We start from the raw sequence: 12,523 nt of genomic DNA, 5'->3' as shown, positions 1-12,523 counted from the left end.
ATCGCCCTTCGACGGGCTCGGGGTGAGGCCGTCGACAACTCGTTGTGAGTCGGCGCCGGCCGGGTTCGAGCGGCCCTTGAAGAGCCGAGCCGGTCCTGAAACCGCGCCTCAAGCGGCGGTGACCTTGAGGAGGTCGAGGTCGATGTCGGTGAGTTCGACGCGGCGCTCGAAGGCCTGGCCGGCGGCGTCGAAGAGGTGGCAATCGACGGCACGCACGCCCGCTTCGACGGGCTCGCCGACGCGGATCACCGCGGCGCCCGCCAGCATGGCGCAGAAGGCGACGCCCTCTGATCCCAGCCCCGCATAGGCCACGGTCTGCGCGCCCAGGCGCTCGATGACGCCTGGCACAAGGGTCAGCGCAAGGTCGCCCGCGCCCATCTCGACATGCTCGGGCCGGATGCCGAGCGTCAGCGTCTCGCCCGGCTGCACCGCGCGCGGCACCACGGGCACGGTGATGGTGCGCCCGCCGTATTCGACGGCAACGCCGGCCTCCGAGACGCCCGCGCAGGTAACGGTGAGCATGTTCATCCGGGGATTGCCGATGAAGCCGGCGACGAACGTGTTGGCCGGCTTGTGATAGAGCTCCAGCGGCGCGCCGGTCTGCTCGATCCGTCCGGCATTCAGCACCACGATCCGGTCGGCCATCGTCATCGCCTCGACCTGGTCGTGCGTGACGTAGATCATCGTCGCCTTGAGCTGGCGGTGGAGCTTGGCAAGTTCGATGCGCATGTCGCCGCGCAGTGCCGCGTCGAGATTGGACAGCGGTTCGTCGAAGAGGAAGATCTTGGGCTGGCGCACGATGGCCCGGCCGATCGCGACGCGCTGGCGCTGGCCGCCCGAGAGGAGACCCGGCTTCTGCTCCAGCCGCTCCTCCAGATGCAGGATGCGCGCGGCGTTGAGGACGCGCTCGCGTAAGAGCGCCTCCGCCATCCGCTCGACGCGCAGGGGAAAGGCGATGTTCTCGAAGACGCTCATATGCGGATAGAGCGCGTAGGACTGGAACACCATGGCGATGCCGCGCTTGACCGGGGCGAGATCGTTGACGCGCTTGCCGTCGATCAGAAGGTCCCCGTGCGAGATCTCCTCCAGCCCCGCGATCATCCGCAGGAGCGTGGACTTGCCGCAGCCCGACGGCCCGACGAACACCACGAACTCGCCGTCGCGGACCTCGAGATCGACGCCCTTGATGACCTCGAACGTCTCGAAGGACTTGCGGACGTCGTGGAGGCTGAGCTGTCCCAAGGGGCGGATCTCCTGATGCGGTGGAAGGCTTTGCCCGAAGGCCCCCCGCTCGCGGCAGCGGGGCCTTCGGATCTGAGAGGTTAGCGGAAACGCTCGATCTCGGCCGAGGCGGTCTTGATCGCCTCTTCCGGGGTCGCCTGGCCCGTCACCACCGACTGGACCATCGCGATCATCGCGTTCTGGAAGCCCTTGTAGTCGGTGAAGAGCGGCTCGGGACCGCCGAAGGCGATGCCGTCGATGAACGGCTTCCAGGCGGGATGCTCGGCCACGTACTTGTCGACATTGGCCGACGGGCGCAGCGGCACGAGACCGTCGTCGCCGGTCAGCTCGTACTCTTCCTGCGTGGCGGGCTTGGTGAGGAACTTGGCGAACTCGATCGCCTTGTCCTCGACGCCGGTGCCGGAGAAGACCGCGAGGCTGTCGGTGATCAGCAGCGTGCCCGGGCCCTTGGCCTCGGGGCCGAGCGGCAGGTTGGCGACGCCCCACTGGATCTTCGTGCCCTCGAGGCGCGGGATCGCGCCGGTCGAGTTGTGGATCATGCCGAGCTTGCCGTCGAGGAAGATGGCGCGCACCTCGTTCTGCTCGTAGGCGGTCGGGCCCTCTTCCGAATAGGGGGTGATGTCCTTCACCGCCTGGAGCGCGGCGAGCACCTGCGGGCTGTCGAGCGTGATGTTGCCCTCCGTGTCCACGATGCGGCCGTTGTTCGTGTACACCCAGTGAAGGAACTGGTGCATCGTGTTGTCGAAGGTCTTGGCGACGAGGCCGAAACCGCCGATGCCGGTCTTCTCCTTGATGACCTTGGCGAACTCGATCTCCTCGGCCCAGGTCTTGGGCGGCGTCTCGGGGTCGAGGCCGGCCTTGGCGAAGAGGTCCTTGTTCCAGAACAGCGCCTTCGTCGAGAAGGCGACGGGCACGCCCCACTGCTTGTCCTCGAAGGTGATGGTCTCGACGATGTTGGGGAAGTAGCTGGCCTTCTCCGCGTCGCTCATCGGGATGGGAACGATGAGGTCGTTCTGCGCGAACTCCTTCAGGGTGCGCGAGCCGACATAGGCGAGCCCGACCGGGGTGCCGGCGGCGGCGAGCGTCGTCGCCTTGTCCTGGCACTGCTCCCAGCCGACCACCTCGACCTTCACCTGATCGTCGGCGTTGGCCGTGTTCCATTCCTTGATCGTGCGGTCCTGCACGGGATCGATCTGGTCGCCGCAATAGATGAAGCTGATGTCGGCGGCGCTGGCCATCGAGGGCAGCGCGGTGGTCGCCAGGAGCGCGAGCGCCCCGGCGAGCAACGTGGTGGAGGGTTTCATGGCGCGGGATCCCGTTCGGCTTGTGTTGAGGGGAAAGGGGGGTTCAGGGCTTGGGCGGCTCTACTGCTTCACCGCGCCGGCGGTGAGACCCGCCACGAGATAGCGCTGCATGAAGAAGATCAGGACCATGGCGGGCGCGATGCCCACGAAGCTCGCCGCCATCAGCTCGTTCCAGATCACCTCCTGCTTGCCGAAATAGGCGAAGAGGCCCACCGGCAGCGGCATGTATTCGGTCTTCGAGTTGAAGGTCAGGGCGTAGATGAACTGCTGGGCATAGGCGCCGATGAAGGTGGTGATGGCGACCACGGTGATGCCGGGCATGGCGATCGGCAGGATGACGCGGCGCAGCGTGTAGAGCGTGCCGGCGCCGTCCATGTAGGCAGCCTCGTCCAGCTCGCGCGGAATGCGCATCATGTAGGTGCGCAGGAGCCAGATCGCCGTGGGGATGAGGAAGGCGACGCCCGGCACGATCATCGCCAGATAGGTGTTGAGGACGCCGAGCGTGCGCATCAGCCGGAACAGCGGGATCAGGAGCACCGCGCCGGAGAACATGTTGACCGCCAGGAACGAGGCCAGAAGCGGCCCGCTGCCGCGAAACTCGAAGCGCGCGAAGGCGTAGGCCGCGGGCACCACGAGCACGAGCACCACGGCGGTGACGGTGAGCGAGATGAAGAACGAGTTGAAGATGTACCAGCCGAAGCCCGGCACGCTCGTCCACATCGTGCGGTAGGCATCGAACGATCCGTTCTCGGGCCAGAACCGGTAGGGCGAGGAGAAGAGCAGCGACAGGGGTTTGAGCGAGACGAGGAAACCCTCGACGAAGGGCGCCAGGATGAAGGCGAGAAAGACCGCGATGCCGGCATAGATGCCGACCAGCTCGTACCAGCGGTAGCGGTTGATCATCGTCGACCGGTTCATCGCTTCATTCCCCCGGACAGGCGGCTGACGAGGCGGAAATAGGCGAAGCAGAAGACCGACAGGAACAGGCAGATCATCACCGCGCGGGCGGCGCCCTCGCCGTAGCGCTTCGAGCCGATGGCGGTGGAATAGGTGTCGATGATCATCGTCGTGGTGGTGCCGCTCGGGCCGCCGCGCGTCAGGATCCAGATGATGTCGAAGGAATTGAACGTGGCGATGAGCGAGAGCATCGACATGGTGATGATGGCGGGCACGATGAGCGGCAGGGTGATGCGGCGGAAGCGGTAGAAGCGCCCGGCCCCGTCGGTCCAGGCGGCCTCGTAGAGATCCTGCGGCACCGACTGCATCGCCGCCAGCATGTAGAGCGTCACGAGCGGCACGCCGATCCAGACGTCGGTGACGACGGTGGCCCAGAAGGCGGTGCGCCCTTGGGCGAGGAAGGCGACGGGCCCGTCGGTGATGCCGAAGTTCTGCAGGAGCCCCGAAATCATGCCGAACTGGCCGTTGTACATCCAGCCCCACATGAAGATGCCGATGGCCATCGGCACGATCCAGGGCGGCATGGTGAGGAGGCGGAACAGGGCGCGGCCGGGCACCGCGGCGTTGAGCATCGCGGCGCCGAAGATGCCGATGCCCATCTTCAGCACCACCGAGAAGAAGGTCCACAGGAAGGTGCGGCCGATGACGGTGGCGAAGGTGGCGTTGAAGATGCGCTCGTAATTGTCGGTGCCCACCCATTCGGTGGTGCGCTTCAGCGAGGCGTCGGTGAAGGAGAGGATGAAGGTCTGCACCAGCGGATAGGCGACGATCACCGTGACGTAGAGGAGCGCCGGAGCCAAGAGCAGCCAGGCGAAGAGGACGGTGCTGCGCTGGACGCTCATCCCCGCCCCGCGCTCAAGCCGCACGCGCTAGGAGCGCCTCGTCGAACCGGTCCCAGACCGGGCGAAGGTCCACCACCGAGCGCGTGGTGCGCGCCTCGTCCATCGCCAGCGCCAGGATGCCCGCCTCCAGCGCGTTGAGGGTGGAAACCGGCAGCGGCGCGTCTTGGAGGACGTGGGCGACGAGATCGGCCGCCATCTGCTCGTCGGCGCCGTAATGCTGCGACAGGGCGGTGGCCGAATAGGTCTTGTCGACCACCTTGGCGCCGCTCAGGCTCTCGTGCACCTGCAGGAAGCCGCGGATGAAGTCGCCCTCGGCCATGCCGCGCGAGCCCATGACGCAGAAGCGGCGGAACTGGTCGGGGACGTTGAGATTGGTATGGAAGTTGAGGCCGACGCCGTTGGCGTATTCGACGATGGCGACCTGATAGTCGACGATGTCGCCGTCGCCGTCGAAAACCTTGTCGGAGCCCATCCAGCCGCTCTTCTTGCGGTGGAAGAGTTCGAGATCGTTGACGCCCTCGAGCGCGGGATCGTTGGCGGGCACGAAGCTCTTGCGGCCGCCGAAGCTCGCCACCCGCTCGGGCCGGGCGCCGACGACGCCGTTGTAGAGATCGAGGTCGTGGCAGCACTTCTCCAGCATGAAGCTGCCGGAATAGCGGGCGTAGCGGCGCCAGTCGCGCATGAAGAAGGCGCCGTGATAGGGCTCGATATGCTCGGACGCCTCGATCGAGACGATCTGGCCGAGCGTGCCGGCGGCCTGCGCGGCGAGAAGGTCGCGATACATCGGCGAATAGCGCAGCACGAGGCCGACCATCAGCCGCTCGTGGCCGAAGCGCGCCATCAGCGCGGCGAGCTCCAGGCTCTCCGCGATCGTGGTGACGACGGGCTTCTCGCAGAACACCTTCAGCCCGGCTTCCAGCCCCTGGCGGATGTGATCGAGATGAAGATGGTTGGGCGAGCCGACCATCAGGAGATCGAGGCGCTCATTGGCGATGAGGTCGGCCACCGACCCGTAGGCCTTGCCGGCAGACACGGTCTTGGCGGCGAGATCGGCAAGGCCCGCCGGCTCGGGATCGACATAGCCGGCGATCTCGAATCCCTCGTGGACGGCATCGAAGACGTAGCCGAGATAGCCGAGTCGAAAGCCCAGGCCGACGATGCCAACTCTCATATGCGCGACAGTCCCTGCGAGGCGACGTAATTCATTTACGCAGGTTGAGACAGGCGCGCATAAACGTCAATAGAATGTCGGGAAATCCCACGTTCATGAAATTCGTTTTCAGATCGCTCGGAGGTCCGGCAGAGACCGACGGTGCATGCGCATTGTGCAACGCACCAGAGCGGCCGGCGACGCGGCAAGGGCGTGTGCCGCTTCGCCAGGGTTCCAGAAACGCGAAAAGCGCTGCCGCCTCCGCGTCTTGCCGCTGCCGGGCGGGCTGCGCGACCCGCATCCCGGCGGCGCACACAGGCACTCGGTGCTCGCAGGCCCGATCCGGTCCCGATCACGCCTCTTTTCCCCAGACCGCAGGAACGAATGCTCCGACCGGGCGGTTGAACGGCCATCGTCCCTATAGGAGACCATCATGAAAGCCATCCTCGTCGCCGCCTCGATCCTTGCCGGCTCTCTCGTATCCACCGCCTCCGCACAGGTCGTGACCGTCGTCGAGCTGAAGAGCGACGTCGTCGTTCAGCCCTTCGGCCTCACGGTCGGCAAGCTGGAAAAGCTCGCGATCACCGATGCGGCCGGCACGCGACTCGGCGACATCGAGAAGGTCGTCGGCACCGCCGAGGCGGGTCCGTCGGCCCTCGTCATCGACGCGGAGAATTCCGAGATGAAGTACATCGTGCCACTCGAACGCTTCAAGTCGAGCAACGGCGTGATCACGGTCGACATCTCGGCCGCCGAGCTCGCCAAGCTGCCCGTCTACGCCAACTGACGATCCGGGTTCCGACGGCGCCACGTCGCCGGAGCCCGTCCCGAGATCCTCGGTTCGCCGGAGGGTTCGGGGTTCGGTGCCGCGTTCGATTCACGCGGCACCCCACGCACTTGCTCCGACCTCGACACGACCGTTTCGCCGCGCCCCCTATCCCCGTCCCGCGCGCCGTCGTATCCGGTGCGCCCCGCCGGCTCGCGCCGCGCCTTGGAGAGACCGGGATGACGAGCCTCACGCGCCGCGACCTCGCCTTCGCAGCCCTCTGTGCGGCGCTCGCCGCGACCGTGGCCGCCCCGGCCGCTGCGCAGGCGCCCGAGGCCGCCGATCCCTTCTGGTTCGTCGATCCCGAATTGCGGCCGGCGGCCCGGCAGATCCAGAAACTGACCTACGAGATGCCGCCGCTGTCAGTGGAAAGCCTTCCGGCATTGCGTCGGCAGATGGCCTCGGCCGTGCGCCCGCCCTCGCCCGACGTGCCCTTCGTGCCGCTCACCGTTCCCGGCGCCGACGGGCAGCCGGGCGTCACCGTCTATCTCATCAACGCCAAGCCGGGCGCCAGCCGCCCCGGGATCGTCCACCTGCATGGCGGCGGCTTCGTCCTCGGGTCGGCGGCGGGCGCGGTCGCGGACCTGCAGGGGCTGGCGCGCGATCTCGACTGCACCATCCTCGCCGTCGAGTATCGCCTCGCCCCCGAGACGAGCTTTGCCGGATCCACCGAGGACACCTACGCCGCACTGCGTTGGCTGCACGCCCATGCCGGCACCGCCGGCGTCGATCCGGCGCGCATCGCGGTGATGGGCGAGAGCGCCGGCGGCGGGCATGCGGCACTCCTCGCCATCGCGGCGCGCGATCGCGGCGAGTTGCCGCCGCTGGCGTTCCAGCTTCTCGTCTACCCCATGCTCGACGACCGGACGGGCAGTTCGCGATCCGTGCCGGCGCCACTCGGCGTGATCGGCTGGACCGCCCCGTCCAATCGCTTCGGCTGGGCCTCCTTCCTCGGCGAGACGCCCGGCCGCCGGTCGGTTCCGGCGCAGGCCGTGCCGGCCCGCACGCGCGATCTTTCAGGCCTGCCGCCGGCCTTCATCGGCGTCGGCTCGATCGACCTCTTCCTCGAGGAGAGCATCGCCTATGCCGATCACTTGAAGGCGTCGGGCGTTCCGGTCGAGCTGAATGTCGTCACCGGGGCGTTCCACGGGTTCGACACGTTCCCCGCCGACACGCAAATCGCCCGCCGCTTCAATGCCGCCAAGCACGCGGCGCTGCGTCGCGCCTTGTCGCTCTGAGCGACACGATGCGGTAGGATCGGCTGCACGGCACGAGAGCGCTGGAGGCCGGATCGGCCCCCGCACGCAGCGCAAGGTTTGAAAGATCCACGGATGGGCGAGACCGACCCCGAGAACCCCGCGCCAGTGCGGCCCGCCGACGAGGCGCCGGCCGGCGACCTGCCCGGCAGCTTCGTCGGGCTGATCCCGGACGAAAGCCGCGAGATCATCGCGGCGGCCGAGTTCAATGCGGCGATCGCCCGGATGGCGCAGGACGGCGCGTTCGATCATCTGCGGCCTGCGGCCGGCGCAACGGACGAGACGGCGGCGCCAGAAGACCAGCCCACCCCCTGATCCCGGTGGCTTTGCACGCGGCGGCGGCGTTCTGGGAGCCTCGCGCCGAAGCCATGGCCACGCGGCTCCCGTGCGGGTGATGTGGCCGACCAACCGACAGCCGCCGGCGCGCCATCTCAGACGGCGGGCTCGGGCTCCTGCGGCAACCGTCCCTGGAACTGGACCCGCTGTTCGGCGGCGTAGAAGTCGATGCCCTCGGCATCGAGCCGGCGCTTCAGGCGGCGGTTGAACTCGCGCCCGACGCCCCATTGCTGCAGCGGCTTGCAGCGGATCGCGCCCTTGAGGACGACGCCGTTGGGGGTGAAGCCGTCGACGCCCCAGATCTCGATCGGCGCCAGCATGTCGGCGCCCAGATCCTCGTCGGTCAGGATCTCGCGGCCGACCTCGGCCATGACCTCCATCGCCCGGTCGGCATCGGCCCCGAAGGCGAGGCCGATCGACACCGGAAAGATGCCGAAGCCGCGCGAATTGTTCTGCACCGCCTTCAGCTGGCTGAACGGCATCGAATGCAGCGCGCCGTTGCCGTCGCGGATGCGCACGGTGCGGATCGTCAGGCCTTCGACCGTGCCGGTGACGGCACCCACCGTGACGACGTCGCCGACCGAGATCGTGTCCTCGAAGATGATGAAGAAGCCGGTGATGACGTCCTGCACCAGCTGCTGGGCGCCGAAGGAGAAGGCGAGGCCGATGACGCCGGCACCGGCGAGCAGCGGCGTGACGTCGACGCCGATATTGGCGAGCATGGCGATCACTGAGACCACCACGAGCACCACGAAGACGAGGTTGCGCAGGAGCGGCAGGAGCGTTCGCAGGCGCCCCGAGCGGTTGCGCTGGCGCCCGCGGCTGTCGGTCGGCTCCAGGCTGTGCGTCACTGCCGTGTCGATCGTCGTCCACACCGCGTAGATCACCGCCGGCACGAGGATGAGCGAGACCGAGGGGCGCACGAAGCGCTGGCCGGCGTCCGAGAGGAGCCATGCGCCGAGATCGAAGCCCCAGACATCGACCGAGCGCACCACGACATAGGCGGCGACGGCGATCTGGAAGAGCACGTGGAAGATGTCGAGATAGCGTCGCAGGATGGCGCGGCGCACCGTGGTGCGCCCGCGCGCCATGTTGGCCGACAGGCGGGTGAAGCCGACATTGGCGAAGGCCAGCACGGCCAGACCGCCGACGATGTAGAGCAGCGCCGCCGAGCTCTGGAGGATGAAGTCGCCGCGCCCGAGGCCGATCAGCCGGGCGAGGATGTTGGCGAAGACGAAGGCCAGCGCCACGACGTGCCAGTAGGTGGCGAGGATGTGGAGCGCGCTGGAGAGGACGCCCGAGGCCTTGCTGCCCTCCGGCCCCTCGCGTCGGCCCCGCAGCAGCAGCGAGCGGATGGTGAGACGATGGCGCAGCACGAAGGCGGCGGTGAGGAGCGCCAGAGCGAGATCGGCGGCGAGCGTCGCGATGTCGGCGACGTTCATGCCGATGGCGACCCGGATCGAGAATTCGCGCAGGAGATTGGTGATCGCCGCGATCGCCGCCAGCGTGCCGACCCAGGGCAGCAGCCGCTTCTGCGCGTAGCCCACCAGCCGCCAGCCGCGCGTCGGCCCGAGGCCGAGCAGGATGTAATAGGCGACCTGACGCGACAGGAGCGCGGCGAAGAGCGGCGAGAACAGCGCCAGGAAGAGCTGCACCTGCCGTCCGTCGAGGGCGAAGATCGAGGCCCAGGCCGAGGCGAGCCCGGCGATGACGAGGACGGGCGCGATGCCGAAGGGCACGAGCACCAGGACGCGGCGCAGGATCTGAAAGCCCGATCCGGTGGGGCGCACGGCGAGACGCCGGCGCTGGCGTAGCCACGCGTTGCGGAAGAGCGCGTAGGTGATGGCGCAGATCCCCAGCCCACCGGGCAGCGCCCAGAGGAGGAAGTCGAGGGTCGCCTGCCCGCCGAAGCTCGTGGCGGCCCGGCTCTCCAGCTCGTCGCCGGCGCGCGCCAGCGTCTCGTCCATCGGCAGGGCGAGCGGCGAGGTCCGGAAGAGGTCGCCGGTCTGCGAGAGGCTGGCCGAGATCGCCGCGATCAACCCGTCCTCGGCGATGACCGGCGCGGTGGAGTCGGCCGCCGGGGCCTCCGGTGCGGCGGCCTCGCCGCCGGCCTTGGCGGGTTCGCCCGGCGCTGCCGGTGATCCGCCCTCGGCTGTCGCCGGCGCCTTGCCGCTGGCGAGAGCCGTTTCGAGGGCGCGCAATTCGCCGAGCAGTTCGCTGCGCCGGCCCTCGTCGCCGAGCACGGCGATCGCCCGGCGCACCGCCTCGAGATCGCTTGCGGATGAGGCCGCAGCGCCGGCAATCGGCTCGCCCGCTGCCGGCTCGCTCGCCGCCGGGGCCGCGGAACGCGTCAGCCCGCCGAGCCCGGGGATCGGCAGCATCTGCGCGGCGGCGAGGGTCGACCATCCCGACATTACGAGGACGAGAAGGAGGACGAGCGGGGGGGAGAGACGGCGCTTGATGATCCCAGGGCTCCGGAACGGGCGGCGACGGCGGCTCAGCGCCGAATGCGCAGCCGGCCAAAGACGACAAGGGGCGAGCGGACCCGCAGCGATGCGGGCGCTAAGCTCATGAGAGGAGCCGTATAGGTGCTGAAACGGTCGTTATCGCAACGACAATGTGGAGGCAAGTTGGCAGGGGCGTGGCGCCTCGGCGGCTTGCGGCGGCGGACGCCCGTCATGTGGGCCCACAGGGCAAACCTTGCCGAGGAGCCATCGGCGTGGGCACGCGACGCATCGCCGGAACGCTCGTTGAGCGTCGGCGACGGTCGTCCGGTCAGGATGCGCGGAGCGTGCCGCCTGTCAGGCGCGGGCCAGCAGCCGCTGCAGGATGCGGCCCTCGATCGCGGCGGCATCGGGCGAGCCGCGCCGGCGCGGGCGGGGCAGGTCGACGCGCTCTTCGAGCGTGATCTCGCCGTCCTCGACGAGCACGATCCGGTCGGCGAGCGCCACGGCTTCCGAGACGTCGTGGGTGACGAGGACGGCGGTGAAGCCCTGCTCGCGCCAGACCCGCTCGACGAAACCCTGCATCTCGATGCGGGTGAGCGCGTCGAGCGCGCCGAGCGGCTCGTCGAGGGCCAGCACCTTGGGGTGGCTGACGAGGGCGCGGGCGAGCGCCACGCGCTGGCGCTGGCCGCCCGAGAGCACCGAGGGCCACTCGCCGCCGCGATCGGTGAGGCCGACTTCCGTCAGGGCCTCGCACGCCAGACGCTGGCGCTCGGCGGCAGGCAGGCGCCGGTCGGCGCCGAGCGCCACGTTCGCCTCCACCCGCTGCCAGGGCAGGAGGCGCGGCTCCTGGAAGACGAAGCGGGCCATGGAGCCGGCCTCGCGCGGGGTCTGGCCGCCGATGCGGATCGTGCCGGCGTCCGGCGTCTCCAGCCCGAGCAGCAGGCGCAGCAGCGTGGACTTGCCGCAGCCCGAGCGCCCGACGATGGCGAGGAACTCGCCGGGCCGCACGTTGAGGTCGATCGCCGAGAGGACGGTCTTGTCGCCGAAGCGCTTGGCGACGCCCCGCAGCTCGATCGCCGCGCCGGTGTCCCCGCTCCCGGCCGCGTTCCCGATCGAGGGCTCCGGCGCCCGGCCGCCCTCGCCCCGCGACGCGGGTTCGGCCTCGCGGCGCCTCGCCGTCTCGGGCGCTGCCGCGAAGGCCGCCGGAAGAACCGCACGGGCAAAGGCGCGGGGCTTGGGAAAGAGGATGCTGTTCATCGGGGGAAGCCTTGTCTCGGGGGGCCGGGCTCGGGGGTCTGGCTGTTGGGGGGCAGGGCTTGAGAGAGTTGTGTCTGCGAGCGGGGCAGCCGGAGCCCCGCGCTGATGGGCCGGCGAATCAGCGCCGACGGTAGCCGGGGTGCCAGGAGAGCGCGGCGCGCTCCAGGATCCGCACGATGCTGTCGGCGAGCTTGCCGAGCAGCGCGTAGATGAGGATGGCGAGGATCACCACGTCGAGCTGCATGAACTCGCGGGCCTGCATCGCCATGTAGCCGAGGCCCGAGGAGGCCGAGATCGTCTCGGCGACGATGAGCGTCAGCCACATGATGCCGAGCGCGTAGCGCACGCCGACGAGGATCGAGGGCAGCGCGCCGGGAAACACCACCCGCGTGAACAGCTCGAACCGCGAGACGCCGTAGACCTTCGCCATCTCGATGAGCTGCGGATCGACCGAGCGGATGCCGTGGAACGTGTTGACGTAGACCGGGAAGAACACGCCGAGCGCCACGAGGAAGAGCTTGGCCTCCTCGCCGATGCCGAACCAGACGATCACGAGCGGGATCAGCGCCAGATGCGGGATGTTGCGGATCATCTGGACGCTGGTGTCGAGCACGGTCTCGGAGCGGCGCGACAGGCCGTTGGCCAGACCCAGCCCGAAGCCGACGAGGCCGCCGACGGCAAAGCCCGAGAGCGCCCGGCCGACGCTGACGCCGAGGTGCTGGGCGAGCTGGCCGTTGCTTACGAGCTTGGCGAAGGCGTTGGCCACGGCCACCGGCGAGGGCAGGACGTTCTTGGCGACGAAGCCGCCCGCCGTCGCCGCCTGCCAGAGCGCGAGCGCCAGCAGCGGCAGGAGGAAGGGCGCGGCGCGCTCGAAGAGGCGCTGGAGGGTCATCGGCTGGAGTCTCC

At 69.0% G+C, this 12,523-nt stretch carries 11 protein-coding genes; 3 read left to right on the top strand and 8 right to left on the bottom strand.

Annotated elements, in window-relative coordinates; translation table 11 throughout:
* Positions 1 to 108 precede the first annotated feature (108 nt).
* The 5 genes from AUL33_RS14445 to AUL33_RS14425 all read right to left on the bottom strand — a co-directional run bounded on the left by AUL33_RS14445 (position 109) and on the right by AUL33_RS14425 (position 5,516).
* Positions 109 to 1,242 carry an ABC transporter ATP-binding protein gene (locus AUL33_RS14445; protein WP_062209460.1) on the bottom strand — a complete coding sequence of 378 codons (1,134 nt, stop codon included), beginning with the start codon at positions 1,240 to 1,242 and terminating at the stop codon, positions 109 to 111.
* 80 nt (positions 1,243 to 1,322) lie between these two features.
* Complete coding sequence (locus AUL33_RS14440; protein ID WP_062209458.1) at positions 1,323 to 2,546, bottom strand: extracellular solute-binding protein; 1,224 nt, start codon at positions 2,544 to 2,546, stop codon at positions 1,323 to 1,325.
* A 60-nt stretch (positions 2,547 to 2,606) separates the two neighbouring features.
* Positions 2,607 to 3,464: a carbohydrate ABC transporter permease gene (locus AUL33_RS14435; protein WP_062209455.1), complete on the bottom strand. Its 858-nt coding sequence runs from the start codon at positions 3,462 to 3,464 to the stop codon at positions 2,607 to 2,609.
* A complete protein-coding gene (locus tag AUL33_RS14430; RefSeq protein ID WP_062209452.1) occupies positions 3,461 to 4,345 on the bottom strand; it encodes a carbohydrate ABC transporter permease in 885 nt (294 codons plus the stop codon). The genes AUL33_RS14435 and AUL33_RS14430 overlap by 4 nt, the downstream gene beginning before the upstream one ends.
* 13 nt (positions 4,346 to 4,358) lie before the next feature.
* Entirely contained in the window at positions 4,359 to 5,516 is a 1,158-nt protein-coding gene (locus AUL33_RS14425; RefSeq protein WP_062209449.1) for a Gfo/Idh/MocA family protein, read from the bottom strand.
* A gap of 412 nt (positions 5,517 to 5,928) precedes the next feature.
* Between AUL33_RS14425 and AUL33_RS14420 the strand changes: the two genes are divergently transcribed.
* From AUL33_RS14420 to AUL33_RS14410, 3 genes are all read left to right on the top strand, one after another.
* On the top strand, positions 5,929 to 6,282 hold the full coding sequence (locus AUL33_RS14420; RefSeq protein WP_062209446.1) for a hypothetical protein: 354 nt from the start codon (positions 5,929 to 5,931) through the stop codon (positions 6,280 to 6,282).
* A 218-nt stretch (positions 6,283 to 6,500) separates the two neighbouring features.
* Entirely contained in the window at positions 6,501 to 7,559 is a 1,059-nt protein-coding gene (locus tag AUL33_RS14415) for an alpha/beta hydrolase (protein ID WP_062209444.1), read from the top strand.
* A 93-nt stretch (positions 7,560 to 7,652) separates the two neighbouring features.
* Positions 7,653 to 7,892: a hypothetical protein gene (locus tag AUL33_RS14410; protein WP_062209442.1), complete on the top strand. Its 240-nt coding sequence runs from the start codon at positions 7,653 to 7,655 to the stop codon at positions 7,890 to 7,892.
* A gap of 116 nt (positions 7,893 to 8,008) precedes the next feature.
* On the opposite strand, the gene AUL33_RS14405 is transcribed toward AUL33_RS14410, so the two are convergent.
* The 3 genes from AUL33_RS14405 to ssuC form a co-directional block, all read right to left on the bottom strand.
* Entirely contained in the window at positions 8,009 to 10,327 is a 2,319-nt protein-coding gene (locus tag AUL33_RS14405; RefSeq protein ID WP_156419427.1) for a mechanosensitive ion channel family protein, read from the bottom strand.
* A 387-nt stretch (positions 10,328 to 10,714) separates the two neighbouring features.
* Positions 10,715 to 11,617, bottom strand: coding sequence for an ABC transporter ATP-binding protein (locus AUL33_RS14400; protein WP_082652605.1), 903 nt, complete (start codon positions 11,615 to 11,617; stop codon positions 10,715 to 10,717).
* Positions 11,618 to 11,735: 118 nt separating this feature from the next.
* Positions 11,736 to 12,509, bottom strand: coding sequence for an aliphatic sulfonate ABC transporter permease SsuC (ssuC, locus tag AUL33_RS14395; RefSeq protein ID WP_062209438.1), 774 nt, complete (start codon positions 12,507 to 12,509; stop codon positions 11,736 to 11,738).
* Between the last annotated feature and the right edge of the window lie 14 nt (positions 12,510 to 12,523).

It is taken from the genome of Aureimonas sp. AU12 (assembly GCF_001463705.1).
Classification (GTDB): domain Bacteria; phylum Pseudomonadota; class Alphaproteobacteria; order Rhizobiales; family Rhizobiaceae; genus Aureimonas.
This window is presented reverse-complemented; position numbering and strand designations above follow the sequence as displayed.

Excerpts from the sequence above, each read along its gene's own strand:
- AUL33_RS14435 (WP_062209455.1), bottom strand. The coding sequence starts at position 3,464 with ATGAACCGGTCGACGATGATCAACCGCTACCGCTGGTACGAGCTGGTC.
- AUL33_RS14425 (WP_062209449.1), bottom strand. The coding sequence starts at position 5,516 with ATGAGAGTTGGCATCGTCGGCCTGGGCTTTCGACTCGGCTATCTCGGC.
- AUL33_RS14415 (WP_062209444.1), top strand. The coding sequence starts at position 6,501 with ATGACGAGCCTCACGCGCCGCGACCTCGCCTTCGCAGCCCTCTGTGCG.
- AUL33_RS14440 (WP_062209458.1), bottom strand. The coding sequence starts at position 2,546 with ATGAAACCCTCCACCACGTTGCTCGCCGGGGCGCTCGCGCTCCTGGCG.
- AUL33_RS14400 (WP_082652605.1), bottom strand. The coding sequence starts at position 11,617 with ATGAACAGCATCCTCTTTCCCAAGCCCCGCGCCTTTGCCCGTGCGGTT.
- AUL33_RS14420 (WP_062209446.1), top strand. The coding sequence starts at position 5,929 with ATGAAAGCCATCCTCGTCGCCGCCTCGATCCTTGCCGGCTCTCTCGTA.
- AUL33_RS14405 (WP_156419427.1), bottom strand. The coding sequence starts at position 10,327 with ATGTCGGGATGGTCGACCCTCGCCGCCGCGCAGATGCTGCCGATCCCC.
- ssuC (WP_062209438.1), bottom strand. The coding sequence starts at position 12,509 with ATGACCCTCCAGCGCCTCTTCGAGCGCGCCGCGCCCTTCCTCCTGCCG.
- AUL33_RS14410 (WP_062209442.1), top strand. The coding sequence starts at position 7,653 with ATGGGCGAGACCGACCCCGAGAACCCCGCGCCAGTGCGGCCCGCCGAC.
- AUL33_RS14430 (WP_062209452.1), bottom strand. The coding sequence starts at position 4,345 with ATGAGCGTCCAGCGCAGCACCGTCCTCTTCGCCTGGCTGCTCTTGGCT.